The 26,211-nt window shown below is 71.3% G+C and carries 27 protein-coding genes; 12 read left to right on the plus strand and 15 right to left on the minus strand.

The genetic code is table 11. From position 1 onward, the window contains the following. Positions 1 to 12 precede the first annotated feature (12 nt). Positions 13 to 552 (plus strand): YbhB/YbcL family Raf kinase inhibitor-like protein, encoded by a 540-nt coding sequence (locus KY5_RS08565; RefSeq protein ID WP_098241658.1) that lies wholly within the window; start codon positions 13 to 15, stop codon positions 550 to 552. A 150-nt stretch (positions 553 to 702) separates the two neighbouring features. Further along, positions 703 to 1,209, plus strand: coding sequence for an HNH endonuclease (locus tag KY5_RS08570; protein ID WP_098247127.1), 507 nt, complete (start codon positions 703 to 705; stop codon positions 1,207 to 1,209). Positions 1,210 to 1,340: 131 nt separating this feature from the next. Here KY5_RS08570 and KY5_RS08575 read toward each other — a convergent pair whose 3' ends face one another. The 3 genes from KY5_RS08575 to KY5_RS08585 all read right to left on the minus strand — a co-directional run bounded on the left by KY5_RS08575 (position 1,341) and on the right by KY5_RS08585 (position 3,657). Continuing rightward, entirely contained in the window at positions 1,341 to 2,279 is a 939-nt protein-coding gene (locus tag KY5_RS08575; protein ID WP_098241659.1) for an SPFH domain-containing protein, read from the minus strand. A gap of 108 nt (positions 2,280 to 2,387) precedes the next feature. Then, entirely contained in the window at positions 2,388 to 2,816 is a 429-nt protein-coding gene (locus KY5_RS08580; protein WP_098241660.1) for an NfeD family protein, read from the minus strand. Between the two features lie 43 nt (positions 2,817 to 2,859). Then, the gene (locus tag KY5_RS08585; protein ID WP_098247128.1) at positions 2,860 to 3,657 is read right to left on the minus strand and encodes an ABC transporter ATP-binding protein; all 798 of its coding nucleotides are present in this window, start codon (positions 3,655 to 3,657) and stop codon (positions 2,860 to 2,862) included. Positions 3,658 to 3,778: 121 nt separating this feature from the next. On the opposite strand from KY5_RS08585, the gene KY5_RS08590 reads away from it, so the two are divergent. Continuing rightward, positions 3,779 to 4,561: a hypothetical protein gene (locus KY5_RS08590; RefSeq protein WP_098241661.1), complete on the plus strand. Its 783-nt coding sequence runs from the start codon at positions 3,779 to 3,781 to the stop codon at positions 4,559 to 4,561. A gap of 71 nt (positions 4,562 to 4,632) precedes the next feature. Here the strand turns inward: KY5_RS08590 and KY5_RS08595 are convergent, their stop codons facing one another. From KY5_RS08595 to KY5_RS08610, 4 genes are all read right to left on the minus strand, one after another. Then, positions 4,633 to 4,872, minus strand: a complete 240-nt coding sequence (locus KY5_RS08595; protein ID WP_098241662.1) for a chaplin — start codon at positions 4,870 to 4,872, stop codon at positions 4,633 to 4,635. Between the two features lie 251 nt (positions 4,873 to 5,123). Next, complete coding sequence (locus KY5_RS08600; RefSeq protein WP_055544717.1) at positions 5,124 to 5,372, minus strand: chaplin; 249 nt, start codon at positions 5,370 to 5,372, stop codon at positions 5,124 to 5,126. Between the two features lie 172 nt (positions 5,373 to 5,544). Continuing rightward, entirely contained in the window at positions 5,545 to 6,207 is a 663-nt protein-coding gene (locus tag KY5_RS08605) for a response regulator (protein WP_234362655.1), read from the minus strand. Next, positions 6,200 to 7,345 (minus strand): GAF domain-containing sensor histidine kinase, encoded by a 1,146-nt coding sequence (locus KY5_RS08610; protein WP_098241663.1) that lies wholly within the window; start codon positions 7,343 to 7,345, stop codon positions 6,200 to 6,202. Before KY5_RS08610 ends, KY5_RS08605 begins: the two co-directional genes overlap by 8 nt. A 189-nt stretch (positions 7,346 to 7,534) precedes the next feature. Between KY5_RS08610 and KY5_RS08615 the strand changes: the two genes are divergently transcribed. The 3 genes from KY5_RS08615 (at position 7,535) to KY5_RS08625 (ending at position 10,337) form a co-directional block, all read left to right on the plus strand. Beyond that, the gene (locus KY5_RS08615) at positions 7,535 to 8,242 is read left to right on the plus strand and encodes an SDR family NAD(P)-dependent oxidoreductase (protein WP_098241664.1); all 708 of its coding nucleotides are present in this window, start codon (positions 7,535 to 7,537) and stop codon (positions 8,240 to 8,242) included. Beyond that, entirely contained in the window at positions 8,239 to 9,315 is a 1,077-nt protein-coding gene (locus KY5_RS08620; RefSeq protein ID WP_234362656.1) for an S-adenosylmethionine:tRNA ribosyltransferase-isomerase, read from the plus strand. The genes KY5_RS08615 and KY5_RS08620 overlap by 4 nt, the downstream gene beginning before the upstream one ends. 308 nt (positions 9,316 to 9,623) lie before the next feature. Then, positions 9,624 to 10,337 (plus strand): transglycosylase SLT domain-containing protein, encoded by a 714-nt coding sequence (locus tag KY5_RS08625; protein ID WP_098241666.1) that lies wholly within the window; start codon positions 9,624 to 9,626, stop codon positions 10,335 to 10,337. A gap of 107 nt (positions 10,338 to 10,444) precedes the next feature. Here KY5_RS08625 and KY5_RS08630 read toward each other — a convergent pair whose 3' ends face one another. Beyond that, positions 10,445 to 13,075, minus strand: coding sequence for an FHA domain-containing protein (locus KY5_RS08630; protein ID WP_098241667.1), 2,631 nt, complete (start codon positions 13,073 to 13,075; stop codon positions 10,445 to 10,447). Positions 13,076 to 13,341: 266 nt separating this feature from the next. Here KY5_RS08630 and KY5_RS08635 point away from each other — a divergent pair, with 266 nt between their 5' ends. Further along, positions 13,342 to 15,078, plus strand: coding sequence for a streptophobe family protein (locus KY5_RS08635; RefSeq protein WP_098241668.1), 1,737 nt, complete (start codon positions 13,342 to 13,344; stop codon positions 15,076 to 15,078). 128 nt (positions 15,079 to 15,206) lie between these two features. Beyond that, positions 15,207 to 16,421: a phosphoserine phosphatase SerB gene (gene serB, locus KY5_RS08640; protein ID WP_098241669.1), complete on the plus strand. Its 1,215-nt coding sequence runs from the start codon at positions 15,207 to 15,209 to the stop codon at positions 16,419 to 16,421. An 82-nt stretch (positions 16,422 to 16,503) separates the two neighbouring features. Here the strand turns inward: serB and KY5_RS08645 are convergent, their stop codons facing one another. The 4 genes from KY5_RS08645 to KY5_RS08660 form a co-directional block, all read right to left on the minus strand. Continuing rightward, complete coding sequence (locus KY5_RS08645; RefSeq protein WP_098241670.1) at positions 16,504 to 17,022, minus strand: SixA phosphatase family protein; 519 nt, start codon at positions 17,020 to 17,022, stop codon at positions 16,504 to 16,506. A 112-nt stretch (positions 17,023 to 17,134) separates the two neighbouring features. Next, the gene (locus KY5_RS08650) at positions 17,135 to 17,350 is read right to left on the minus strand and encodes a hypothetical protein (RefSeq protein ID WP_098241671.1); all 216 of its coding nucleotides are present in this window, start codon (positions 17,348 to 17,350) and stop codon (positions 17,135 to 17,137) included. A gap of 169 nt (positions 17,351 to 17,519) precedes the next feature. Next, a complete protein-coding gene (locus tag KY5_RS42925) occupies positions 17,520 to 17,636 on the minus strand; it encodes an SGM_5486 family transporter-associated protein (protein ID WP_098241672.1) in 117 nt (38 codons plus the stop codon). 51 nt (positions 17,637 to 17,687) lie between these two features. Then, positions 17,688 to 19,007, minus strand: coding sequence for a CynX/NimT family MFS transporter (locus KY5_RS08660; RefSeq protein ID WP_199842986.1), 1,320 nt, complete (start codon positions 19,005 to 19,007; stop codon positions 17,688 to 17,690). Between the two features lie 114 nt (positions 19,008 to 19,121). Here KY5_RS08660 and KY5_RS08665 point away from each other — a divergent pair, with 114 nt between their 5' ends. Then, complete coding sequence (locus KY5_RS08665; RefSeq protein WP_098241674.1) at positions 19,122 to 19,796, plus strand: FadR/GntR family transcriptional regulator; 675 nt, start codon at positions 19,122 to 19,124, stop codon at positions 19,794 to 19,796. Positions 19,797 to 19,826: 30 nt separating this feature from the next. Here KY5_RS08665 and KY5_RS08670 read toward each other — a convergent pair whose 3' ends face one another. The 3 genes from KY5_RS08670 to fabG all read right to left on the minus strand — a co-directional run bounded on the left by KY5_RS08670 (position 19,827) and on the right by fabG (position 21,766). Further along, complete coding sequence (locus KY5_RS08670; RefSeq protein ID WP_098241675.1) at positions 19,827 to 20,165, minus strand: hypothetical protein; 339 nt, start codon at positions 20,163 to 20,165, stop codon at positions 19,827 to 19,829. Positions 20,166 to 20,279: 114 nt separating this feature from the next. Further along, positions 20,280 to 21,041, minus strand: coding sequence for an enoyl-ACP reductase FabI (gene fabI, locus KY5_RS08675; RefSeq protein ID WP_098241676.1), 762 nt, complete (start codon positions 21,039 to 21,041; stop codon positions 20,280 to 20,282). 5 nt (positions 21,042 to 21,046) lie between these two features. After that, positions 21,047 to 21,766, minus strand: a complete 720-nt coding sequence (fabG, locus tag KY5_RS08680) for a 3-oxoacyl-[acyl-carrier-protein] reductase (RefSeq protein WP_055548577.1) — start codon at positions 21,764 to 21,766, stop codon at positions 21,047 to 21,049. Between the two features lie 187 nt (positions 21,767 to 21,953). Between fabG and KY5_RS08685 the strand changes: the two genes are divergently transcribed. From KY5_RS08685 to tyrS, 3 genes are read left to right on the plus strand one after another with little or no spacing between them, the layout of a single operon-like run. Then, entirely contained in the window at positions 21,954 to 23,477 is a 1,524-nt protein-coding gene (locus KY5_RS08685; RefSeq protein WP_098241677.1) for a TldD/PmbA family protein, read from the plus strand. Beyond that, complete coding sequence (locus tag KY5_RS08690; protein ID WP_098241678.1) at positions 23,474 to 24,868, plus strand: metallopeptidase TldD-related protein; 1,395 nt, start codon at positions 23,474 to 23,476, stop codon at positions 24,866 to 24,868. Before KY5_RS08685 ends, KY5_RS08690 begins: the two co-directional genes overlap by 4 nt. 57 nt (positions 24,869 to 24,925) lie before the next feature. Beyond that, complete coding sequence (gene tyrS / locus KY5_RS08695) at positions 24,926 to 26,194, plus strand: tyrosine--tRNA ligase (RefSeq protein ID WP_098241679.1); 1,269 nt, start codon at positions 24,926 to 24,928, stop codon at positions 26,192 to 26,194. Positions 26,195 to 26,211 lie beyond the last annotated feature (17 nt).

Below are 26,211 nucleotides of genomic sequence, written 5' to 3' on the forward strand. Positions count from 1 at the left end.
GGAGGTGCCGACGTGACCGAGCTCAAGAGGCCGCCGCTTCCCCATGACTTCCATCCGCCCGTGCCGTCGTTCACGGTCGTGAGCGAGGACTTCGAGCCGGGGGCGGTCCTTAAGGACGCTCACGTCTACGCGGCCGGGAACACCTCGCCGCAGCTGCGGTGGGAGGGCTTCCCGCCGGAGACCAAAAGCTTCGCCGTGACGTGCTTCGACCCGGACGCCCCTACGGGCAGCGGGTTCTGGCACTGGACCGTCTTCGACATCCCGGTGTCGGTGACGGAGCTGCCCGGTGGCGCGGGCAGCGGCACATTCGAAGGACTGCCCGCGGGCGCGGTGCAGGTGCGCAACGACTACGGGACGAAGGACTTCGGGGGCGCCGCCCCGCCGCCCGGCGATCCGGCCCACCGCTATGTGTTCACCGTGTACGCGGTGGACCAGGAGAAGCTGGGTCCCGACTCGGACGCCTCGCCCGCGGTCGTCGGGTTCAACCTCCGGTTCCACACGCTGGCGCGCGCGCAGGTGCTCGCGGAGTACGCGGCCCCCGCGGAGAACTGAGCGTTCATCGGTTGTTTGCCCGTCTCTGGTCATGGAAGTGATCAGAGACGGGCATTTTTTATTGCGTTGTCCATCCCGGCGTGCCCGGCCAGAGTTGATCCCAGCCCGCCAGGCGGTGGGCCGGTGTGCATACGGGAGGTGGGCAGGTTGATGCGGGACACGCTGGTGCTGAACGCGAGCTTCGAGCCGCTCTCGACGGTGTCGCTCAACCGAGCCGTCGTTCTGGTGCTCCAGGACAAGGCCGTGGTCGAGCACGCCCACCCCGGACTGCGCGTGCGCGCCGCGGCGATCGACATCCCGGTGCCGCGGGTGATCAGGCTCTGCCGGTATGTCCGGGTGCCGTTCCGAAGACAGGCTCCATGGTCCAGGCGGGGTGTGCTGGTCAGGGACGGGCACCGGTGCGCGTACTGCGGCAGGCGCGCCACGACGGTCGACCACGTGGTGCCCCGGTCGCAGGGCGGCGCGGACTCCTGGCTGAACACGGTGGCTTCGTGCGCGATGGACAATCACCGCAAGGCGAACCGGACGCCGGACGAGGCAGGCATGCCGTTGTTGCGGCAGCCCTTCGAGCCGACGCCCGCGGATGCGATGCTCTTGTCTCTTGGGCGGAATGAGTTGGCCTCGTTGCCCGAGTGGCTGGCTCAGCCTGCGGCGTAGGGCTCCGTGCCCGCCGTGTCGGTCACCGGCCGTTGCTCGGCCGCAGCTTGTTCTGGGCTGGTCGCGCAGTTCCCCGCGCCCCTAGAACAGAACCCCGCGCCCCCTGAGGGGCGCGGGGTTCTGTCATCACGTCAGTCGATCTTCGGCTGTTCGCGGCGCTCCTTGCCGGAGGCGCCGCCGCTCGGACCGCCGCCCATCGGGCCGAAGTTGCCGAGGGCGCCGCCCAGGCCCTTGAGGGCGTCGCCGATCTCGCTGGGCACGATCCAGAGCTTGTTCGCGTCGCCCTCGGCGATCTTCGGGAGCATCTGGAGGTACTGGTAGGAGAGGAGCTTCTGGTCCGGGTCTCCGGCGTGGATGGACTCGAAGACCGTACGGATCGCCTGGGCCTCGCCCTCCGCGCGCAGTGCCGCGGCCTTGGCCTCACCTTCGGCGCGCAGGATCGCGGACTGCTTCTCACCCTCGGCGCGCAGGATCTCCGACTGTCGTACACCTTCGGCCTGGAGGATCGCGGCGCGCTTGTCCCGGTCGGCGCGCATCTGCTTCTCCATCGAGTCCTGGATGGAGGTCGGCGGCTCGATCGCCTTGAGCTCGACGCGGTTGACGCGGATGCCCCACTTGCCGGTGGCCTCGTCGAGGACGCCGCGCAGGGCCGCGTTGATCTCCTCGCGGGAGGTCAGGGTGCGCTCCAGGTCCATGCCACCGATGATGTTGCGCAGGGTGGTGACGGTGAGTTGCTCGATCGCCTGGATGTAGCTGGCGACCTCGTACGTCGCGGCCCGCGCGTCGGTCACCTGGTAGTAGATGACGGTGTCGATGTTGACCACCAGGTTGTCCTGGGTGATCACCGGCTGCGGCGGGAACGGGACGACCTGCTCACGCAGGTCGATGCGGTTGCGGATCGAGTCGATGAACGGGACGACGATGTTCAGTCCCGCGTTCAGCGTGCGGGTGTAGCGCCCGAACCGCTCGACGATGGCGGCGCTGGCCTGCGGGATGACCTGGATGGTCTTGATCAGGGCGATGAAGACCAGCACCACCAGAATGATCAGGACGATGACGATTGGCCCCATCGTGACTCCCCGTACCCTTCATGCCTCGGTGTTCCGGAACGATCCCGCGTCGTCGGCGAAGATCTTGCTGGTCGAGTCTGTCAGACCATCGCACCGCCCGTGGGGCAATCACATGACGATCGCCGTGGCTCCGTCGATCTCGACGACGTCGACTTCCTGACCGGCCTCGTAGGCGCTGTCCGTGTCGAGCGCGCGGGCCGACCAGATCTCGCCCGCCAGCTTGATGCGGCCGCCCGCTGCGTCGACCCGCTCCAGGACGACGGCCTGTCGGCCCTTCAACGCCTCGACTCCGGTGGCCAGTTCGGGACGCTGGGCGCGGTGCCTGGCGGCGACCGGGCGTACGACGCCGATGAGCGCGACCGAGACCGCGGCGAAGACCACGACCTGGAGGACCATGTCCCCGCCGAGACCCGCGGTCACGGCGCCCGCGACGGCGCCCACGGCCAGCATGCCGAGTTCCGGCATGGCGGTCAGTACCAGCGGGATTCCGAGCGCGGCAGCGCCGATCAGCCACCACACCCATGCGTCGATGTCCACATGGTCATGGTAGGACCACGGGTCCTTCGGGGACAGGGCGCGGCTAGCTGAGCGGGAGCCCCGTGGCCGTCCAGCGGTCGTTGCGCTGCTCGACGACCAGCGGGAGGCCGAAGCAGAGGGAGAGGTTGCGCGAGGTCAGTTCGAGCTCCAGCGGGCCCGCGGCCATGACCTTGCCCTGGCGGATCATGAGCACGTGCGTGAAGCCGGGCGCGATCTCCTCGACGTGGTGCGTGACCATGATCATCGAGGGTGCGATCGGGTCGCGGGCGAGGCGGCCGAGGCGTCGTACGAGGTCTTCGCGGCCGCCGAGGTCGAGGCCGGCTGCGGGCTCGTCGAGGAGCAGCAGCTCGGGGTCGGTCATCAGGGCGCGGGCGATCAGGGTGCGCTTGCGCTCGCCCTCGGAGAGGGTGCCGAACCTGCGGTCCAGGTAGTCGCTCATGCCGAGGCGGTCGAGGAAGGCGCGGGCGCGCTGCTCGTCCACGTCCTCGTAGTCCTCGTGCCAGCCCGCGGTCATGCCGTACGCGGCGGTGAGGACCGTCTGCAGGACGGTCTGGCGCTTGGGGAGCTTCTCGGCCATCGCGATGCCGGCGACGCCGATGCGCGGGCGCAGCTCGAAGACGTCGGTGCCGGGCTTGCCGAGGGTCTCGCCGAGGATGGTGGCGGATCCGGTGCTCGGGAAGAGGTAGCTGGAGGCGACGTTCAGGAGGGTGGTCTTGCCCGCGCCGTTCGGGCCGAGGATGACCCAGCGCTCGCCTTCCTTGACCGACCAGGAGACCTGGTCCACCAGAGCCCGGCCCTCGCGGACCACAGATACGTCCTCAAGCTCCAGTACATCGCTCATGAGCGCGCTGTCTCCCATTGCAGTCTCGGTCGTCGCTCGCGCCTGTGGACGCGGCCCCCGGATAAAACCTACGCCACCGGCCGACCGTTCCTGTCGTGAGGCCGGTCCTTAGGCTGTGTGCATGCTCTCGGAACCACGCTCAGGACGCCTGGCCGCATGGGGAAATGCCCTATTGGCCGGACTTGTTTCACCGGATGACGCGGCGCTCGCCATGGTCGGCGAGGACGCGCTGCACCGGGTCGAAGGGCTCCCCGGGGAGTCGGGCCCGGTCGGACTCACGCTCGCGATGGGCCGCCTGCGGGGGCTCGGCGTGAGAGGTCTTCGGGTGGCGCTGCCCGCGCCCGGGCATCCGCTCGGGCTGAGCGGCCCGCCCGAGTTCAACGCGCGGGCCCTCGACGCGGAGGAGGCGGTGGTCGCGTTCGGCGCGCCGTACGGCCTGGTGCCCGAGGTGTACGAGGCGGGGCCCGACGGCGACGTGCACGTCGAGGTCGTCTGGCACTGTCTGCCGGTGCGCGAGGCGCCGCCCGCGGACGTGCCCTCGCTCGGCGAGGCGGAGCGCGAGCTCGCGGAGGCGCTGCGGGAGGCGACCGAGGTCCTCTCCCGGCTCGACGTCGCCGGGTCCGGCCCGGTCGCCGAGGCGGCGCTCGACGCCTACCGGGCGCGTGCCGAGCGGGGCCGCGAGATCCTCGCGCCCGGGTATCCGCCGCGTGCGGTACGGGTGTTGGAGCTGGCGCAGCGGGTCGGGCTGCTGGTTTCCCTGGCGTACGAGAACGGGCACGGCGGGGCCGTGAGCGCCTCGGAGATGGCCGCGCGGGGGCAGGCTCTGCGTCCGGTGGAGCGGACGGCCAGGCGGGCCCAGGTGGCCGCCTACAACGCGTACGTGGAGGAGCGGAACCGGAACTGAGTCCCGGCACGGCGAAGGCCCCGGGACCGGGTGCGGTCCGCGGGGCCTCGTGTGCCGGGGGGGGCGGTGCGTCAGTCGTTGACCGCGTGGTTGCCGAAGGCCGGGTTGAGCACACCGATCACGTTGACGCTGTCGCCGGTCACGTTGACGGGGACGTGCACCGGGACCTCGGCGTGGTTGCCGGAGCCGACGCCCGGGGACTGGGTGGCCGCGCCGTTGGCGTCCGCGTCGGCGAACGCGGCACCGGCGGAGCCGCCCGCGGCGATGCCGGCGACGGCGACGGCCAGGGCGGCCTTCTTGGCGATGTTCATGGGAAGTGTTCCTCCTGCGGAAAATGTCGTGCGCGACCCCAGCCGTGGGGTCGCACGCTGGGAAACGCCTGGGCCGTCCGGATGACACGGGGCGCCGGGGCGATGCCCTCGTTCGGATCAATCAGCGTGCGAACAGCGGAACTTGAGGGCGCGTGAGGCGTTGGGCGCCGCCCGCGAGGACCCTCCACCACGCGGGACCGGCCCCCCGGGGACGTGCTCCGGGGGGCCGGTGGTCGCCGCTGGGACGTGCGTCAGCTGTTGACGCCGTCGTTCGCGAAGGCCGGGTTGAGGGCGCCGATGACGGACACGGTGTTGCCGACCGCGTTCACGGGAACGTGCACCGGGGCCTGAACCAGGTTGCCGGAGCCGACGCCGGGCGACTTGACGGCCTCGCCGTTCGCGTGGGCGCCGCCGCTCGTGGCGGACGCCATACCGGCACCGGCGGCGACGAGGCCACCCGCTACGAGCGTGACGGCCGCGGCCTTCTTCAGGTTCTTCACTTCTTGACCCTCCTTGCGATCGCCGCGACCAGCCGTCGCGGCACGCACTGGAGAACGGTCGGGCGGGCCGCAGGATGCGCCGTGTGCGGAATACTCACACGACGGTATGAATCTCAGACCGGAAGGCGACGGTCCGCGCTGACTCCGCTCCGTGTGCGCCGGAGCCGCCCCGTCAGCCCGTCACTCCGTGCCGAACTGCCCAGAGCGCGGCCTGCGTCCGGTCGGCGAGGTCCAGTTTCATCAGGATGTTCGAGACGTGGGTCTTGACGGTCTTCTCGGAGAGGACGAGGGCGCGGGCGATCTCGCGGTTCGAGCGGCCGTCGGCGATCAGCCCGAGGACCTCGCGCTCGCGCTCGGTGAGCGAACCGCCCCTGCCCTGGGAGCCGTTGGCCTCCTCCTGGGTGAGCAGCGCGCCCGCCACCTCGGGCTGGAGCAGCACGTGCCCCGCGTGCACCGAGCGGATGGCGCCTGCGAGGGCGTCCGGGTCGACGTCCTTGTAGACGTAGCCCGCGGCGCCCGCGCGCAGGGCGGGGACGACCGTGCGCTGCTCGGTGAAGCTGGTGACGATGAGGACGCGCGCGGGGTTGGCCAGTTCGCGGAGCTTGCGCAGCGCCTCGACGCCGTCCATGACCGGCATCTTGACGTCCATCAGGACGACGTCCGGCTTCAACTCCTCGGCCCGTGCCACGCCTTCGGCGCCGTCCGACGCCTCGCCGACGACCTCGATGTCCTCCTGGATCTCCAGGAACGTACGCAGACCGCGGCGGACCACCTGGTGGTCGTCGACCAGCAGTACCCGGATTCCGGTCTTCGAGTTCTGCGCAGTGTCAGCCACCGGGGACCTCCATCTCGATCGTCGTACCCTTGCCGGGCTCCGATTCCACGGTCAGCCGTCCGCCGACCCCGTCGGCCCTGTCCCGCATGGAGACCAGGCCCAAGTGACGCCCCGCGCGCCGTATGGCGGTCGGGTCGAAGCCGCTGCCGTCGTCGATGACGCGCAGGACGGCTCCGGCGCCGCGCTTCTCCAGGACCACCGCCACGTGCCCGGCCGCCGAGTGGCGCAGCGCGTTGTGCAGGGCCTCCTGGGCGACCCGGAGCATGGCTTCCTCTTGTGAGGCGGGCAGGGCCCGTACGCCGTTGCTCTCGAAGGTGACCCGGGCGGAGTGCGCGCGGTGCAGCACCTGGGTGTGCGTACGCAACGTGGCCACCAGGCCGTCCTCGTCGAGGGCCGCGGGGCGCAACTCCACGACGGCCGCGCGCAGTTCGTCCGCCGCCTCGGCCGCGAGGGTCGCGACCTGCTGCAGTTCGCCCTTGGCCCGCGACGGGTCGCGGTCCACCAGGGCGGCCGCTGCCTGGGCCGTCAGGCGCAGCGAGAAGAGCTTCTGGCTGACGGCGTCGTGCAGTTCGTGGGCGAGGCGCGAGCGCTCCTCGGCGATGGTCAGCTCGCGGCTGCGCTCGTAGAGGCGGGCGTTGGTGAGGGCGATCGCCGCGTGCTGGGCGAGGATGGAGAGCAGGTCCTCGTCGTCCGCGGTGAAGCCGCAGCCGCCCTGCGGCTTGACGCACTTCTTGTTGGCGAGGAAGAGCGCGCCGAGGGTCTCGTCCCCGTAGCGGATCGGCAGGCCGAGGAAGTCGGACATGTCCGGGTGCGCGGCGGGCCAGCCCTCGAAGCGCGGGTCCTGGCGCACGTCGGCCAGGCGCTCGGGCTCCGCCTTGCGGAGCATCGCGGCGAGGATGCCGTGCTGGCGGGGCAGCGGCCCGATCGCCTTCCACTGCTCGTCGCTCACGCCGTCGACGACGAACTGGGCGAACCCTCCGTGGTCGTCGGGGACCCCCAGGGCGGCGTACTCGGCGTCGAGCAGCTCGCGGGCCGAGGCGACGATCGTCTTGAGGACGTCGCGCACCTCCAGCTGCCTGCTCATGGCCAGCAGCGCGGAGCTCACCGCGGTCAGCCCTGATCGGGGTCCTTGGCTCATGGCCTCACCGTACCGGCGGGGTGTGACGGTGCGTATCGGACCTGTGGTGGCCCCCGCCTAGGGCCCGGGGACTAGGCCCATGGGCCCGGCCTAGTCCGAAGGGCCCCGGGGAGTTACGGCCCGCGTACGAGGTGTGAGGAGGGCGCCCGTTCCTACGGTGAAGGCCGGACGAACCGAGGGGACGATGTCATGCCGGTGGCGATCATTACGGGGGCTTCCAAGGGGCTCGGGCGCGCGCTCGGCGCGGCGCTCGCGGAGAGCGGCTGGAATCTGGTGCTCGACGCCAGAACCTCCGGGGTGCTCCAGGAGTCCGCGACGTATGTAGGGGAGCGTGCGAGGGACGGCGCGCGCGTGGAGGCGCTCGCCGGGGACGTCCAGGACGCGGGGCACCGTGCCGCGCTGGTGGCCGCCGCGCGCCGCCTGGGCGGCCTGGACCTGCTGGTGAACAACGCGAGCGCGCTGGGCGCCGAGCCGCTCGTGCGCCTGGCGGGGCTCCCGCTCGACGGGCTGCGGGCCGCCCTGGAGACGAACGTGGTGGCGGCGCTCGGCCTGGTCCAGGAGGCGCTGCCGCTGCTGCGGGCGTCCGGGGGCGCGGTGCTGAACGTCAGCTCGGACGCGGCCGTCGACGCGTACGAGACGTGGGGCGGGTACGGCGCGTCCAAGGCCGCTCTGGACCACCTCTCGGCGGTGCTCGGGGTGGAGGAGCCGGGGATCCGGGTGTGGTCCTTCGACCCCGGGGACATGCGGACGGATCTGTACCGGGCGGCGGTGCCCGCCGACGATCCTTCCGGGCGGCCGCTCCCTGAGGAGGTGGTGCCCGCCTTCCTCGACGTCATCACCCGGCGTCCCGCCAGCGGGCGCTACACGGCTCCCGCCCTGCTCGCGGGTGCCCGATGAGCATGCTCGGTGCCGCGCGGCACGTGCCCGCCGCGCTGCTCGCCCGGGTGCCCGCCGAGCAACGGGGGCCCGGGCTCGGCAGGGACGCGGTGCGGCTGCTCGTGTCGCGCGGCACCGCGGTGAGCCATCACGCGTTCGCCGAGCTGCCCACGCTGCTGCGCGCCGGGGACCTGCTCGTCGTCAATACGTCGCGCACCCTGCCCGCCGCCGTCGACGGGCGGCTCGGGCACGCGCGCGTGGTGGTGCACTTCTCCACGCGGGGCGAGGGCGGCCGCTGGGCGGTGGAGCTGCGTGATCCGGACGGGAAGGGCACGACACGCGCGCGTGCGGGTGGTCCGGCCGGTGCGGTGGTGCGACTGCCCGGGGACGTACCCCTTGTCTGTGAGGAGCGGCTCGCGGAGGGGAGCGGGCGGCTGTGGTGGGTGCGGGTGTCGGCGGACGTGCCCGGGCTGCTGCGGCGGCACGGGCGGCCCATCCGGTACTCCTATACGGACAGGGACCAGCCGCTCTCCGCGCACCAGACCGTCTTCGCGCTGCCGTCGCCGGACGGCGCGGGCAGCGCGGAGATGCCGAGCGCGGGGCGGCCCTTCACGGCCGCACTCGTGGCGGAGCTGGTGAGCAGGGGCGTGCAGTTCGCGCCCGTCACGCTGCACACCGGCGTCGCGTCGCAGGAGGCGCACGAGCCGCCCTACCCGGAGCTCTTCGAGGTGCCGCTGCCTTCGGCACGGCTGATCAACGCGGCGAAGGCGGGCGGGGGCCGGGTCGTGGCGGTCGGGACGACGGCCGTGCGGGCCGTGGAGTCCGCGGCGGGCTCCGACGGCGTGGTCCGCGCGGCGGCGGGCCGCACCGATCTCCTGGTGACACCGGAGCGCGGGGTGCGCGTGGTGGACGGGCTGCTCACGGGGCTGCACGAGCCGGCGGCCTCACATCTGCTGATGCTGGAGGCGGTCGCGGGGCGCGCGGCGGTCGACCGTGGCTACGCGGAGGCGGTACGCCGTCTCTACCTTTGGCACGAGTTCGGCGACGCGCACCTCATCCTCCGGGAGGACGCTCCTCACTGTGAGCGTTGCTGAGGCAACTCCTGGTGAGACTGTTACGCGGTCGATGTGAGCCCGCGCATAGGACGCACATCACGTACGAAGGTCCCTAGTGGATAAGGAATCCCTTAATACGTGGGGGGTGCGAGGGTGTCCCCGGCATCGGCGCACCCCCTGATCCACTACCCGGGATCGTACGTCACGTCTTTGCCACAGAATTTTGCTGCCGCTAAGAATTGCTCCCGTCGCTCGGCGCCGCGGTCTCGCACCGCGGCGTTTGTGCCGGAAGCAGTCGTCCCCGCCGGACCAGAGCGACCTCCCCTATTCGAAGAGGTCCCACTCGCATGTCCCAGCACACCACCCCTGGTCATAGTCGCTCCACCGTGACCAAGGCCCAGAAGTTCTCGATCGCCGGTGTCGCCACGCTCGGCGCCGCCGCCCTCGCGTTCTCCCTCGTGCCGGGCAGCTCCGAGGCCGGGGCCCAGGCCGCCGACGTCTCCCCCGTGGCCTTCGCCGCGTCGACGAGCGCGCAGCAGACGGTCCACGCCAGCGTCACCAAGCAGCAGTCCAACGCCGACAAGCAGGCCAAGGACGCCGCCGCGAAGGCCGCCGCGGACAAGAAGAAGGCCGACGAGGCCAAGAAGGCCGCCGACGAGGCCGCCGCGAAGAAGAAGGCCGAGGACGAGCGCAAGGTCAAGGAGGCCGCCAGCCGCGCCGCCGCCCGCAAGCCCGTCTACGCCAACAACCTCGACGGCTGGATCCGCCAGTCCCTGGACATCATGAAGGCCAAGGGCATCCCCGGTTCCTACGAGGGCCTGCACCGCAACATCATGCGCGAGTCGACGGGCAACCCGAACGCCATGAACGGCTGGGACGTCAACGCCCAGAACGGCACCCCGTCGATCGGCCTGCTCCAGGTCATCCAGCCGACGTTCAACGCGTACCACGTCGAGGGCACGTCGACGAACATCTACGACCCGGTCGCCAACATCACCGCCGCGGCCAACTACGCGGCCGACAAGTACGGCTCGATGGACAACGTGAACGGCGCCTACTGAGCCCCTGAACAGGGGACCTCTTCAGCGAGGCTCAGCGAACGACGCCGAAGGGCGGCACCCCGTGCGGGGTGCCGCCCTTCTTCGTGTGTCCGGTGTGTCCCGGCCGGTTACTTGCGCATGACCTCGGGCTCGTGGCGCCGCAGCAGACGGGCGACCGCGAAGCCGCAGGCGACGCCGAGCAGCAGGAGGACCGTGATGTTGAGGCCCCACTGGCCGACCGAGTGCTCCCAGAGCGGGTCCAGGTCGTTCGGCTTCTTCGGGTCCCACGGCGGCATCAGGTGCGCGAGGTCGAGCGTGGCGCCCGCGCCCGCGATGGCCCAGCGGGACGGCATCAGCCAGGCGAACTGCTCGAGACCCGGCGAGCCGTAGATCTGGAAGAGGACGCCGGTGAACACGACCTGGACGATCGCGAACATCACCAGGAGCGGCATGGTCTTCTCGGAAGTCTTCACCAGCGAGGAGATGACCAGGCCGAACATCATCGACGTGAAGCCGAGCGCGATGATGACCAGGCAGATCTCCACGGCGGGGGGCATGATCAGCCCCTCCTCCGGCAGCTCGCGCGGGGCGAAGCCGATGCCGCAGATGATGACGCCCTGGAAGGCCGTGATCAGGCCGAGGACGATGACCTTGGACATCAGGTACGCCGAGCGGGAGAGGCCGGTGGCCCGTTCCCGTTCGTAGATGACCCGTTCCTTGATCAGCTCACGGACGGAGTTGGCCGCGCCGGAGAAGCACATGCCGACCGCGAGGATCAGCATGATCGTGCCCGCGTCCCCGTTGAACTTGGCCGGGGGCTTCGGCGGGCCGAGGCCGAAGTCGGCGGGGATCACGACGCTGACGATGCCGAGGACCGCGGGCAGGATCACCATCAGGCCCAGGAAGCCCCGGTCGGAGGCGATCACCGAGACGTAGCGGCGGATCAGGGTCCACAGCTGCGAACCCCAGCCTTGCGGCTTCGGCGGCCGGACCGCTTGCGGCGGCGGCATCTGCACCGACTGCGCGGCGACGGCGTCGATATCCGCGGCGTACATCTGGTAGTGCTGCGAGCCCTTCCAGCGGCCCGCCCAGTCGTAGTCGCGGTAGTTCTCGAAGGCGGAGAAGACATCGGCCCAGGTGCTGTAGCCGAAGAAGTTGAGGGCTTCCTCCGGCGGGCCGAAGTACGCCACCGAACCGCCGGGCGCCATCACCAGGAGCTTGTCGCAGATCGCCAGCTCGGCGACCGAGTGCGTGACGACCAGGACGGTGCGGCCGTCGTCGGCGAGGCCGCGCAGGAGCTGCATGACGTCGCGGTCCATGCCCGGGTCGAGGCCGGAGGTCGGCTCGTCGAGGAAGATCAGCGACGGCTTGGTCAGGAGCTCCAGGGCCACCGAGACGCGCTTGCGCTGGCCACCGGAGAGGGAGGTGACCTTCTTCTCCTTGTGGATGTCCAGCTTGAGCTCGCGCAGGACCTCGTCGATGCGGGACTCGCGCTCGGCCTCCGTGGTGTCCGCGGGGAAGCGCAGCTTGGCCGCGTACTTGAGGGCCTTCTTGACGGTCAGCTCCTTGTGCAGGATGTCGTCCTGCGGGACCAGACCGATGCGCTGGCGCAGCTCGGCGAACTGCTTGTAGAGGTTCCTGTTGTCGTAGAGGACGTCGCCCTGGTTGGCGGGCCGGTAGCCGGTGAGCGCCTTGAGCAGGGTGGACTTGCCGGAACCGGAGGGGCCGATGACCGCGATGAGCGACTTCTCGGGGACGCCGAAGGAGACGTCCTTGAGGATCTGCTTGCCGCCGTCGACCGTGACCGTGAGGTGGCGGGCCGAGAAGGAGACGTCACCGGTGTCGACGAACTCCTCGAGCTGTCCGCCGACGATGCGGAAGGTCGAGTGGCCGACGCCGACGATGTCGTTCGGGCCGATCAGGGCGGTCGAGGACTTCGCGATCGGCTGGCCGTTGACGTACGTGCCGTTGTGCGACCCGAGGTCGTGGAGCTCGAAGCGGCCGTCGGGCGTCGCGGTGAACTCGGCGTGGTGGCGCGAGACCTGGAGGTCGGAGACGACGAGCTCGTTCTCCAGGGCACGGCCGATGCGCATCTTGCGGCCGAGTGCCAGCTGGTGGAACGTCGTCGGGCTGCGGTCGCCGTAGACCGGCGGGGCCCCCGCGGCACCGCCGGAACCCGGAGCCTGCTGCGCGTACGGCTGCGACGGGCCGCCCTGCTGCGGGGGCACGTGCGGCTGCTGCTGCCAGCCTTGCTGCTGCGGCGCCTGGTGCTGCTGTTGTTGCTGTTGCTGCCAGCTCTGCTGCTGCGGCGGCTGCTGTGCCTGATGAGGGGCCTGCGGCTGCGGGGCCTGCTGGTGCGGGGCCTGCGCATGAGGTGCCTGCGCGTGCGGAGCCTGCTGGTGCGCGGCCTGCTGCTGGGGTGCCTGCTGCTGCGGTGCCGAGACGGCGGCCGCGGCGGCGCCCTGCGCGCTGCCGGACACGTTCACCCGCGGACCGTCGGTCGCGTTGCCGAGGTGCACGGCCGAACCAGGGCCGATTTCCATCTGGTGGATCCGCTGGCCCTGCACGAAGGTGCCGTTGGTGCTGCCGTGGTCCTCAATGACCCAACTGCGACCGCTCCAGCTGATCGTGGCGTGACGCCAGGACACCCTGGCGTCGTCGAGCGAGATATCTCCCTGCGGATCACGTCCGAGGGTGTATGGCCTGGACGGGTCGAGCGTCCAGGTCCTTCCATTCAATTCCAGTACGAGTTCCGGCACTCCATGCCCCACTGAGTTGTCCCCCGAGCTAGCCCCCATCGATGGGGAGTCTAGGGATGTCGAACATCGGGAGGAACTATTTCAGGCGGAGGGCTCTGACCGAAAGTCGGGCCTTGTGAAGACTGCGTACGGGCCTCTACGGCCGTCCCGTTGACGAGGAAGATATCGCCCCGGAGAGTAGTAAGCGCCCATCAGTGCATACGGATCATGCGCATTGGCGCCATTACGTGCATGTGGGGCGACGCACTGCGGTTCGGGGGGTCCTGATGCAGACCGACGAGTACCGACGTGAAAGCCGGGGCGTGCGCTGGGGTGACGTGCTGCTCTCGGCGATCGCCGCGGTCAGCTGGGCCCTGGTCGGCATGGCGGGGACGGCCGCGCTCGGGCTGCATCTGCTCGGCGCGGACGACGTGGGCTCGCTCGGACCGATGACGGCGGCGACGGTGGCGCTCGGCGCGGGAGGCTCGGTCACGCCGTCCGGCGACGTCTCCGCGTTCGGCCTCAAGGGCGCGGAAGCGGCCACGGCGATCGACATCGCGCCACTCGGCGTGGGTCTCGTGGGCGCGCTCCTGCTCGCCCTCTTCTTCTTACGCTCCCTGCGCGGCGCCGGATCGGTCATCTCGCGCGGCGAGCTCGCCGCGCGCCTGGGCGCGGTGATCGCCCTCTTCCTCGCGATGCTCGCGGGGCTCGCCTGGGCGGGACACGACATCATCACGATCGACGGCGAGAAGCTCGGCATCGACAAGGGGATCGACAAGGGACTCGACGAACTGCCGGGCGGCATCGGCGACAAACTGCCCGGCGGGATCGGCGGCCTGCTGCCCGACAGGCTCGGCGACCTCGCGAAGGCCAAGGCCGCGGTCGGGTTCACGGTGGACACCGCGCCGACGCTGCTCGGCGGTGCGGTCTGGGTGGCCGGGGTGCTGCTCATCGCGCTGCTCGCCTCGCGCCGCGCTCCGCTGCCGCGCGGGCTCGACGCGCTCCACCGGGTCGTGCGGCCCGCGGTCTCCGCGCTGGTCGCGGTGGTCGTGGTGGCGGTCGTCGCGGGCCTCGCCGCGGCCGCGTACGCGATGGTGGGCGACGACCACCCCAAGCGCATCGCCGGTGCCGCGCTGCTCGGGGCGCCCAACGGCGTCTGGCTCGGGGTTCCCGTCGGGCTCTTCGTGCCGTGGGACGGCAGGGCGACGGGGGCGCTCACCCAGTTCCTGCCGGATCCGGTGGACGACCTGCTGACCGGCCCTTCCGACAAGGCGGTCACGCTCGGCAGGCTCGCCGAACTCGACGGCCGGGTCTGGCTCCTGGGAGTGGCGGCGGCCCTGATGATGCTGTTCGCGGGGGTGCTCACCGCCGTGCGGACTCCTTGGGTGCGTGGGGCGGTGGGCGCGGTGGGGTTCGCGGGGCGGTGCGGTGTGCGGCTCGGGATCGTGACGGCGCTCGGGCTTCCGCTCCTCGTGTGGCTGACCGGGGTCTCTGCCGACGCCTCGCTGTCCGTGTTCGGCGTCGACGCGTTCGGCGCGGGGATCGAACTGCACGGGCGGCTGGGGCCCGCGGTGCTGCTCGGGGCGGCGTGGGGGTTCGGCGCCGGGGTCGCGGGAGCGTTGCTCGCGGTGGCGTCGGGGGCGGCGGGCGGCAGCGTGGCGCCGCTGGCGCTGACCGGGCACGAGGCGCGGACGGGGCACGAGGCGCGGGCCGGGTCGGCGTACGGGGCCGCGGCGCCGGCCGGGACCGGGCCGTATCAGCCCGGCGCTCCGCACCGGCCGCCGAACCCCGACACGAACCCCTATCTCAAGCCGCCGCCGCGCGCGGGCGGCGCTCCCCCGCCGGGCGACTCCTCCGGGCGGCCGCCCCGGGACGTCTCGGGAGCGCCGACCGTGGTGGGCCCCGTCGTACCGCCCCCGCGACCGCGCTCCCGCTCGACGGACTGGCCTCCCCCGCCGCCCCCTCCCCCACCGCCACCGGAGCAGGGCCCGCCTCCCCCGGGGAAGCCACGCGGGCCCCGCTAGAGCGGCGGACGCGAAACAACAGAACAACGACGCAAGAAGACAGAAGCGGCAACGCGAAGCGACAACCTGTCCGGCACGCGGACCGCCCGGACGCCCAGGAGAGGCGGGCGGATACCGTAGGGATCACCATGAGTGCTTCGCAGCCCCCTCAGTCTGCCGACGTCCCGACGCTCCTCGTCAAGATCTTCGGCAAGGACCGCCCCGGCATCACCGCCGGCCTCTTCGACACCCTCGCCGCCTACTCCGTCGACGTCGTCGACATCGAGCAGGTCGTCACCCGCGGCCGCATCGTGCTGTGCGCGCTCGTGACCGAGCCGCCCGCCGGCCTGGAGGGTGACCTGCGTTCCACCGTCCACAGCTGGGCGGAATCCATGAAGATGCAGGCCGAGATCATCTCCGGCATCGGCGACAACCGGCCCCGCGGGCTCGGGCGTTCGCTGGTGACCGTCCTCGGCCACCCGCTGACCTCGGAGTCGACGGCCGCGATCGCCGCCCGCATCACGGCGACCGGCGGCAACATCGACCGCATCTTCCGTCTCGCCAAGTACCCGGTCACCGCCGTGGAGTTCGCGGTGTCCGGCACGGAGACGGAGCCCCTGCGCACCGCCCTCGCCCTGGAAGCGGCGCGGCTCGGCGTGGACGTCGCGGTCGTCGCGGCGGGCCTGCACCGCCGCGCCCAGCGCCTGGTCGTGATGGACGTCGACTCGACGCTCATCCAGGACGAGGTCATCGAGCTCTTCGCGGCGCACGCCGGATGCGAGGCCGAGGTCGCCGAGGTGACGGCCGCCGCGATGCGCGGCGAGCTGGACTTCGAGCAGTCGCTGCACGCGCGCGTGGAGCTCCTCGCGGGCCTGGACGCCTCGGTCGTCGAGAAGGTCCGCTCCGAGGTCCGGCTCACGCCTGGCGCCCGCACCCTGATTCGTACGCTCAAGCGCCTGGGCTACCAAGTGGGCGTCGTCTCGGGCGGGTTCACCCAGGTCACCGATGACCTGAAGGAACGTCTCGGCCTCGACTTCGCCCAGGCCAACACCCTGGAGATCGTCGACGGCAAGCTCACCGGCAAGGTGACCGGCGAGATCGTCGACCGGGCGGGCAAGGCGCGTCTCCTTCGCCGCTTCGCCACGGAGGCGGCCGTCCCGCTGGAGCAGACCGTCGCGATCGGCGACGGCGCGAACGACCTCGACATGCTGAACGCGGCCGGTCTCGGGGTCGCCTTCAACGCCAAGCCGGTGGTCCGCGAGGCCGCGCACACCGCCGTCAACGTCCCCTTCCTCGACACCGTCCTCTATCTCCTCGGCATCACGCGCGAAGAGGTCGAGGCGGCGGACACGCACGCCGACTGACGCCACCGCGCCTCTCGTACGTCGACGGGGCCCGGCACCATCGCGGTGCCGGGCCCCGTCGTCGGATGCGGAGGTGAGAGAGCTACTCGGAGGGGGCCCAGTAGTCGACGAGCGTGGCCACGCCGGGCTCAAGTGCCTTCCACGAACCGGAGTACGTCAGGACGGCGAAGGTGGCGGTCGGGAAGCCGCGGCGGTTCAGCCGGGTCCTCGCATCGCCCTCGGAGTCCCCGGAGAGGACGTCGGTCAGTCCCTGCACTCCCGGGTTGTGGCCGATCAGGACGACGTTCTGCACGTCGTCCGGGGTCTCGTTGAGCACGGCGATCAGCTCGCCGGGAGACGCCTCGTACAACCGGTCTTCGTAGACGGTCTTCGGCCGCTGCGGCAGCTCCTGGACGGCCAGCTTCCACGTCTCGCGGGTGCGGGCGGCAGTCGAGCACAGGGCCAGGTCGAAGGGGATGCCGCTGTCGGCCAGCTTGCGTCCGGCGACGGGGGCGTCCCTGCGGCCTCGCTCGGCGAGGGGCCTCTCGTGGTCGGAGACCTGCGGCCAGTCGGCCTTCGCATGCCGGAAAAGGACAATCCTGCGGGGTTCTGCGACGCTCATGCTGTCCAGCTTCGCATGAAACGCGCCACGGGGCGCAGGGAGTTGGAGCGGTGGCCCGGCACGGGTGACGAGACGGGTGGCGGGACGGGTGACAGCACCGGTCGGCCGGGGGTCAGGGCGTCAGCCGCAGGACCGTCTCCTGTATGCGCTCGAGCAGCTGGGTGACCATCGGCTCGCTGCTCGCGGCGTGCGCGTCCGCCGGGTTCAGGATCAGCAGGAGCAGGGCGGCGAAGGCGAGGGCGGGGAGGGCGACCGCCCACCAGGGAAGCTGGACCTCGACGCTGCCGGTCTCCGCCGGGTCGCGCCGGGTGTGCGAACGGGCCGACATGCCGCCTCCGTGGTCTTCGAGATCGTCCGTGCCGCGTCGTCGCGGGCACAGCTCGAAGTTAGGCGATCGGCGACCCTCAGCCCATCCGGTGATCCACCCACTTGACCCTGAGACTGGCCCCCTAGGGGATGGTGGTGCTAACCCCACCATCCGCCCGTCGGGGGCCGGTTCACGGTGAGGCGACGGACGCGACGATGCCGATGATCACGGTGATGGCCAGCATCGCGCCGAGCACGATGAGGAACTTCTTCTGGCCGTTCTGGGGGTTCGGGTCGAGGACGGGCATACGGCCAGTCTCGCACCCTTTGCCCGAACCCCCTCCGGTGGGGTGGGCCCCTCAGGCGGCGACGCGCGCCGCCGCGGCGGCCTTCGCCTCGACCTCGTCCTCGACGGTGCGGTTGCGGCCCGCCAGGGTGCCGACCACGATCTGCGGCACCATCAGGCCCGCCATGAGCGCGATCGGGAGGCTCCAGCCGCCGCTGTGCTGGTTGAGCACGCCGATCAGGAGCGGGCCCGGGATCGAGATCAGATAGCCGGTGCTCTGCGCGAAGGCGGACAGCTTCGCCACGCCCACGCTGCTCTTGGCGCGCATCCCGACCATGGTGAGGGCGAGCGGGAAGGAACAGTTGGAGATGCCGAGCAGCAGGGCCCACGCCCAGGCGCCACCGGCGGGCGCGAGGTAGAGGCCCGCGTATCCGGCGAGGCCGCACGCGCCGAGGACGACCACGACCGGGCCCTGATTGGGCAGGCGCGTGGCGACCCGGGGGATGACGAAGGCCAGCGGGACGCCCATCGCCATGGTGACGGCGAGCAGCACGCCCGCCTCACCCGCGGGCACGCCCGCGTCGCGGAAGATCTGCGGCATCCAGCCCATCGTGATGTACGCGGCGGTGGCCTGGAGCCCGAAGAAGACGGCCAGCGCCCAGGCCGTACGGCTGTGGGTGATGCGCAGCTCGGCGTCCTCGCGCTGGACGGTCTTGCTGATGTGCTCCGGAGCGGCCGCGGCGGCGGCGCCCCGGTCGCGGACGAGCGGGATCCACGGCAGGACGGCGACGGCGGCGAGGACCGCCCAGACGGCGAGGCCGGTCTGCCAGCGGCCTCCGAGGGCGTCGGTCATGGGCACGGTGACGGCCGCCGCCAGGGACGTGCCGAGCGCGAGCGCCATCGAGTACAGGCCGGTCATCGAGCCGACCCGGTCGGGGAACCAGCGCTTGACGATCACCGGCATCAGGACGTTGCTGACCGCGATGCCCATGAGGGCGAGGGCGGTGGCGGCCAGGAAGCCCGCGGTGCCGCCGATGAAGGGCCTGATCACCAGGCCGGTGGCGATGGCCGCCATGCCGACGCAGACCACCGCGCTCGGGCCGAAGCGCCGGGCGAGCCTCGGAGCCATCACACCGAAGAACGCGAAGCAGAGCGGCGGTACGGAGGTGAGCAGGCCCGCGAGGGTGCCGCTCATGCCGAGGCCGTCGCGCACCTCTTCGAGGAGGGCGCCGAGGCTGGTGATCGCGGGGCGCAGGTTCATGGCGGCGAGGACGATGCCGACGATGACGAGCCGCGTGCCCCACGCGCGCGTGGGGGCTTGTTTCTCCGTGGCGCCGGTCCGTATGGGGGGTGTGTCTGTCGGTGTCATCGTCTCGGTTTCCTCACTAGCCATGGAGCCATCATAGAATCATGGGATGATTGGCTGTCCAGTCCGTTCACGTCACACGGCCCGCCACCCGAGCCGTCCGCCGCGCCACACGCCCCCGGCCACGCACGAAGGAACGTCATGCCGCTGACCACCCCTCGCCGTTCGGCACTCTCCGAACAGGTCATCTCCGAGCTGCGCAACCAGATCTCGTCGGGCGAATGGCCGGTCGGCTCCCGCATCCCCACCGAACCCGAGCTCGTCGAGCAGCTGGGAGTGGCGAGGAACACGGTCAGGGAGGCCGTGCGCGCCCTCGCGCACAACGGGCTGCTCGACATCCGGCAGGGCTCGGGCACCTACGTCGTGGCGACCAGCGAGCTGGCGGGCGTCATGCAGCGCAGGTTCGCCGACGCCGAGCCCCGGCACATCGCGGAGCTGCGCAGCACGCTGGAGTCGAGCGCGGCGAAGCTGGCCGCCCAGCGGCGCACGGAGCGCGACCTCAAGCAGCTCGACGCCCTCCTCGCCCGGCGCGAGGAGGTCTGGGCCTCGGGGGACACGGAAGCCTTCGTGACGGCCGACGCGACGTTCCACATGGCCGTGGTGGCGGCCTCCCACAACGACGTGATGACGGCGCTCTACGCGGACCTCGGCGAGGTCCTGCGCGACTGGCTGCGCGAGGACATCGGCACGGAGCTGACCCCCGAGACGCACATGGACCACACCCGGCTCGTCGAGGCGATCCGCGCGCAGGACGCGGAGGCGGCGGAGACCGAGGCCGCGGGCTATCCGTTCCTGTGCCGCCCGGTCACCGGCTGATACGCGCTACCGGTAGGGCGGCCGCCCCGGTCACTTCCGGTGGCTGACCCACACCGCGCGGACCTCTTTCCAGCACCGGCCGGTCAGCCGCACGCTCTGCGCGGGCCCCGCGTCGACGGGCGCGCTGTCGAGGTCGATGTCCCACCACCGGTCGCACTCCACGTGGAGGCGCACCCGGTCGGTCTCGGGGTAGGGGTTGTGGCAGTCCGCGACCACCCGCGAGCCCGCGACGCTGGTGCGGCACTCCGAGCCGAACGGGCGGGGCTCCGGTGCCCGCACGCGCGCGTGGGAGGGCCGCTCGGGAACGCCGCTCGGCGCGACGACCGCGAGGGAGAGGGCGGCGAGCACCGCGACAGGTGACAGACGCACACTTCAGAGTGCGCGGCACCGCCCCGCGGCGCCCGGCAAGGGGGCCGAACGGGCGACGCCCCGCCTCCCGCACGCTGCGGGGGACGGGGCGTCACGTGCGTACGACGTGCCTGGTCAGGCACCCATCATGTGGACGCCGCCGTCGACGTGGATGATCTCGCCCGTGGTCTTCGGGAAGAAGTCCGAGAGCAGCGCGACGATGCCGCGGCCCGCGGGCTCCGGGTCGGCCATGTCCCAGTTCAGCGGGGAGCGGGTGTTCCAGACGTCCGCGAGCTCACCGAAGCCCGGGATGGACTTGGCCGCCATGGAGCCGAGGGGGCCCGCGGAGATCAGGTTGCAGCGGACGTTCTCCTTGCCCAGATCGCGGGCGAGGTAGCGGCTGGTGGCCTCGAGGGCGGCCTTGGCCGGGCCCATCCAGTCGTACTTGGGCCAGGCGTACTGCGCGTCGAAGGTGAGGCCGACGACCGAGGCGCCGTCCTCGAACAGCGGGCGGCAGGCCATGGTGAGCGACTTCAGGGAGAACGCCGAGACGTGCATCGCCGTCGAGACGTCCTCGAAGCTCGCCTCCAGGAAGTTGAAGGCGCCCTGCGGAGCGAATCCGATGGAGTGCACGATGCCGTCGAGGCCGCCGAGCTCGTCCTTGACGACGCCCGCGAGGCGGTCGAGGTGCTCCTGGTTGGTCACGTCGAGCTCGATGACCTTGGCGGGCTCGGGGAGCTTCTTGGCGATGCGCTCGGTGAGCGTGGGCCGCGGGAAGGCGGTCAGGATGACCTCGGCGCCCTGCTCCTGCGCGACCTTGGCCGCGTGGAAGGCGATGGACGCCTCCGTCAGCACGCCGGTGACGAGGATGCGCTTGCCGTCGAGAATTCCGCTCATGGTGATCAGTGACCCATGCCCAATCCGCCGTCAACGGGGATGACGGCACCAGTGATGTACGAAGCGTCGTCCGACGCCAGGAACTTGACCGCCGCGGCGATCTCGTCCGGCTGCGCGTAGCGGCCGAGCGGCACCTGGGCGACGATGCCCTTGCGCTGCTCCTCCGTGAGCGCCTGGGTCATGTCGGTGTCGACAAAACCGGGCGCGACGACGTTGAAGGTGAGGTTGCGCGACCCGAGCTCGCGGGCGAGCGAGCGCGCGAAGCCGACCAGACCCGCCTTGGAGGCGGCGTAGTTCGCCTGTCCCGCGGAGCCGAGCAGTCCGACGACGGAGGAGATCAGGACGACGCGGCCCTTCCTGGCGCGCAGCATGCCGCGGTTGGCGCGCTTGACGACCCGGAAGGTGCCGGTGAGGTTGGTCTCGAGGACGGACGTGAAGTCCTCCTCGGTCATGCGCATCAGGAGCTGGTCCTTGGTGATGCCCGCGTTGGCCACGAGCACCTCGACGGGACCGTGCTTCTCCTCGATCTCCTTGTAGGCCGTCTCCACCTGCTCGGCGTCGGTGATGTCGCACTTGACGGCGAGGACGCCGAGCTCGGCGAGCTGCTGCGGCGGCTCGCCGGAACGGCAGGTGATCGCGACCTTGTCGCCGGCTTCGGCAAAGGCGCGGGCGATGGCGAGGCCGATGCCCCGGTTTCCTCCGGTGACGAGAACCGAGCGGCTCAACGGATCACCCTTTCGATAGCGGTCAGGTACCTCGAAAACCTATCGGTACCTTCCGCGATACGGAGAATCGGCGACCGACAGTGGCTGAGGGGACTCCCTGTCGGATCCCTACAGAAAGGTCTGGCCGCCGGGCCGCCGGGCGCGACATGATCGGACCTGACCCGGTGCCGACTGCAGGGAGACATCCGTGCCTCATACCCTCGATGAAGCCTTCACGGCGCTGCCGCTGCGGGCTCTCGCCGACGCCGCGCTCGCCCGCGCGCGTGCGCTCGGCGCCGACCACGCGGACTTCCGCCTGGAGCGGGTGCGCAGCGCGGCCTGGCGGCTGCGCGACGCCAAGCCGTCGGGCACCTCCGACACCACGGACCTGGGCTACGCGGTCCGCGTCGTGCACGGCGGCACCTGGGGGTTCGCCTCCGGTGTGGATCTGACGATGGACGCGGCGGCCCGGGTCGCCTCGCAGGCCGTGGCGATGGCGAAGCTGTCCGCGCAGGTCATCAAGGCCGCGGGGTCCGACGAGCGGGTGGAGCTCGCGGCCGAGCCGGTGCACGCGGACAAGACGTGGATCTCGTCGTACGAGATCGATCCCTTCTCCGTGCCGGACGAGGAGAAGGCGGGGCTGCTCGCCGACTGGAGCGCGCGGCTGCTCGCGGCCGACGGGGTCGCGCACGTCGACGCCTCGCTGCTCACCGTGCACGAGAACAAGTTCTACGCGGATACGGCGGGGACGGTGACCAGGCAGCAGCGGGTGCGGCTGCACCCGCAGCTGACCGCGGTGGCCGTCGACGAGTCGAGCGGCGAGTTCGACTCGATGCGCACGATCGCGCCGCCGGTCGGCCGCGGTTGGGAGTACCTGACGGGGACCGGCTGGGACTGGGAGGGCGAACTGGCCCAGATCCCGGAGCAGTTGGCCGAGAAGATGCGGGCGCCGAGCGTGCGGGCGGGCTCGTACGACCTGGTCGTCGACCCGTCGAACCTCTGGCTGACCATCCACGAGTCCATCGGCCACGCCACCGAGCTGGACCGCGCGCTCGGCTACGAGGCGGCGTACGCGGGGACCTCATTCGCCACCTTCGACCAGCTCGGCAAGCTCGCGTACGGCTCGTCGATCATGAACGTGACCGGCGACAGGACGGCCGAGCACGGGCTCGCCACCATCGGGTACGACGACGAGGGCGTGGCCGCCCAGTCCTGGGACCTGGTCAAGGACGGCACGCTCGTCGGCTACCAGCTGGACCGGCGCATCGCGAAGCTCACCGGCTTCGAGCGGTCCAACGGCTGCGCGTACGCCGACTCCCCCGGCCACGTGCCCGTGCAGCGCATGGCGAACGTCTCGCTGCGGCCGGACCCGGGCGGGCTCTCCACGGAGGACCTGATCGCTGGCGTGGACCGCGGGATCTATGTCGTGGGCGACCGGTCGTGGTCCATCGACATGCAGCGCTACAACTTCCAGTTCACCGGCCAGCGCTTCTACAAGATCGAGAACGGTCGGCTCGCCGGGCAGCTGCGCGATGTCGCCTACCAGGCGAGCACCACCGACTTCTGGGGTTCGATGACCTCGGTCGGCGGCCCGGGGACCTATGTGCTCGGGGGCGCCTTCAACTGCGGGAAGGCCCAGCCGGGCCAGATCGCCGCGGTCTCGCACGGCTGCCCGTCCGCCCTGTTCCGGGGCGTGAACATTCTGAACACCACGCAGGAGGCCGGTCGATGAGCCGCAGCGCCACCAAGCCGCACGAGATCGTCGAGCGCGCACTCGAACTGTCCACCGCAGATGGCTGCGTGGTGATCGCCGACGAGGAGTCCACGGCGAACCTGCGCTGGGCGGGCAACGCCCTGACCACCAACGGCGTCACCCGGGGCCGCACCCTGACCGTCATCGCGACCGTCGACGGCAAGGAGGGCACCGCGTCTGGCGTCGTGACGCGCGCGGCCGTGACCGCCGACGACCTGGAGCCGCTGGTGCGGGCCGCCGAGGAGGCCGCGCGGGGCGCCGGGCCCGCCGAGGACGCGCAGCCCCTGGTGACCGGCACCCCCGCGTCCCCGGACTTCACGGAAGCCCCCGCGGAGACCACGTCCGCCGTCTTCGCGGACTTCGCGCCCGCGCTCGGCGAGGCGTTCGCCAGGGCCCGCGCGGGCGGCCGCGAGCTCTACGGCTTCGCGAACCACGAGATGGTGTCGAGCTACCTCGGTACGTCGACGGGCCTGCGCCTGCGGCACGACCAGCCCAACGGCACCCTCGAACTCAACGCCAAGTCGCCGGACCGCACCAAGTCGGCGTGGGCGGGGCGGGCGACGCGGGACTTCAAGGACGTCGACCCCGCGGCGCTCGACCTGGAGCTCGCGCAGCGCCTGGACTGGGCGCGGCGGCGCGTCGACCTGCCCGCGGGGCGGTACGAGACGCTACTGCCCTCCACGGCCGTCGCGGACCTGCTGATCTACCAGATGTGGTCCTCATCGGCCCGGGACGCCGCCGAGGGCCGCACGGTCTTCTCCAAGCCGGGCGGTGCCACGCGTCTTGGCGACCGGCTCGCCGAGCTGCCGCTGACCATGCGCAGCGACCCGCACGAGCCGGGCCTGGAGTCGGCGCCCTTCGTGCTCGCGCACTCCTCGGGCGGGGACTCCTCGGTCTTCGACAACGGACTGCCGGTCGGTCCCACCGACTGGATCCGCGAGGGTGAGCTGGCCCACCTCGCCACCAGCAGGCACAGCGCGGCGCTGACCGGCCTGCCGGTGGCCCCCGCCATCGACAACCTCATCCTCGACGGGGGCGGCGACCGCTCCCTGGACGAGATGGTCGCGGCCACGGAGCGCGGTCTCCTGCTGACCTGCCTCTGGTACATCCGCGAGGTCGACCCGGCGACGCTGCTGCTCACAGGGCTGACCAGGGACGGCGTCTACCTCGTGGAGAACGGCGAGGTGGTGGGCGAGGTGAACAACTTCCGGTTCAACGAGTCGCCGGTCGGGCTGCTCGGCCGGGCCACCGAGGCGGGCCGCACGGAGAAGACGCTGCCGCGCGAATGGGGCGACTACTTCACCCGGGCCGCGATGCCCGCGCTGCGCGTCCCGGATTTCAATATGAGTTCGGTCAGCCAGGGCGTATAACCTCGGACCGTGCACGTCAGTGCACCCATTAAGCACACCCAAGGAGACGCGAGACCCGTGACGGACATCGTCGACGAGCTGAAGTGGCGGGGGCTCTTCGCCCTGTCCACCGATGAAGACGCACTGCGCAAGGCGCTCGCGGACGGTCCCGTCACGTTCTATTGCGGCTTCGACCCGACCGCGGCGAGCCTGCACGTGGGACACCTCGTGCAGGTCCTCACCATCCGCCGGCTCCAGCAGGCGGGGCACCGTCCGCTGGCCCTGGTCGGCGGCGCGACGGGGCAGATCGGTGACCCCCGACCGACCGCCGAGCGCACCCTGAACGACCCCGAGACGATCGCGAACTGGGTGGGCAGGCTGCGCACCCAGATCGAGCCGTTCCTGTCCTTCGAGGGCGAGAACGCCGCGACCATGGTCAACAACCTGGACTGGACGGCGGGCCTCTCCGCCATCGAGTTCCTGCGCGACATCGGCAAGCACTTCCGGGTGAACAAGATGCTCACCAAGGAGTCGGTCGCCCGCCGCCTGGAGTCCCAGGAGGGCATCTCCTACACGGAGTTCAGCTACCAGCTCCTCCAGGGCATGGACTTCCTTGAGCTCTACCGGCGGTACGGCTGCACGCTGCAGACCGGCGGCAGCGACCAGTGGGGCAACCTCACGGCGGGCATCGACCTGATCCACCGCCTGGAGCCGGACGCCACGGTGCACGCCATGGGCACGCCGCTGATGGTCAAGGCGGACGGCACCAAGTTCGGCAAGACCGAGGGCGGCGCCGTCTGGCTCGACCCCGAGCTGACCACGCCGTACGCGTTCTACCAGTTCTGGCTGAACGTGGACGACCGGGACATCTCGACCTACCTGCGGATCCTCTCCTTCAAGTCCCGCGAGGAGCTGGAGGAGATCGAGAAGCAGACCGAGGAGCGTCCGCAGGCGCGGGCCGCGCAGCGCGCGCTCGCCGAGGAGCTGACGACGCTGGTGCACGGCGCCGACCAGTGCGCCGCGGTGATCGCCGCGTCCAAGGCCCTCTTCGGGCAGGGCGACCTCACCGATCTCGACGAGGCCACGCTGAGCGCGGCGCTCTCGGAGCTGCCGCGCGTCCAGGTCGCCGAGCTCGGCCAGGTCGTGGACCTGCTCGCCGAGGTCGGCCTGGTGGCGAGCAAGTCCGCCGCCCGGCGCACGGTGAAGGAGGGCGGTGCCTACGTGAACAACGTCAAGGTCGCCGCCGAGGACGCCGTCCCCGGCAGGGACGAGCTGCTGCACGGCCGCTGGCTCGTCCTGCGCCGCGGCAAGAAGAACCTGGCCGCGGTCGAGGTCACCGCGGGCTGACGTCCGGAGCGTTCCGT

This window comes from Streptomyces formicae (genome assembly GCF_002556545.1).
In the GTDB taxonomy this organism is placed as follows: Bacteria; Actinomycetota; Actinomycetes; order Streptomycetales; family Streptomycetaceae; genus Streptomyces; species Streptomyces formicae_A.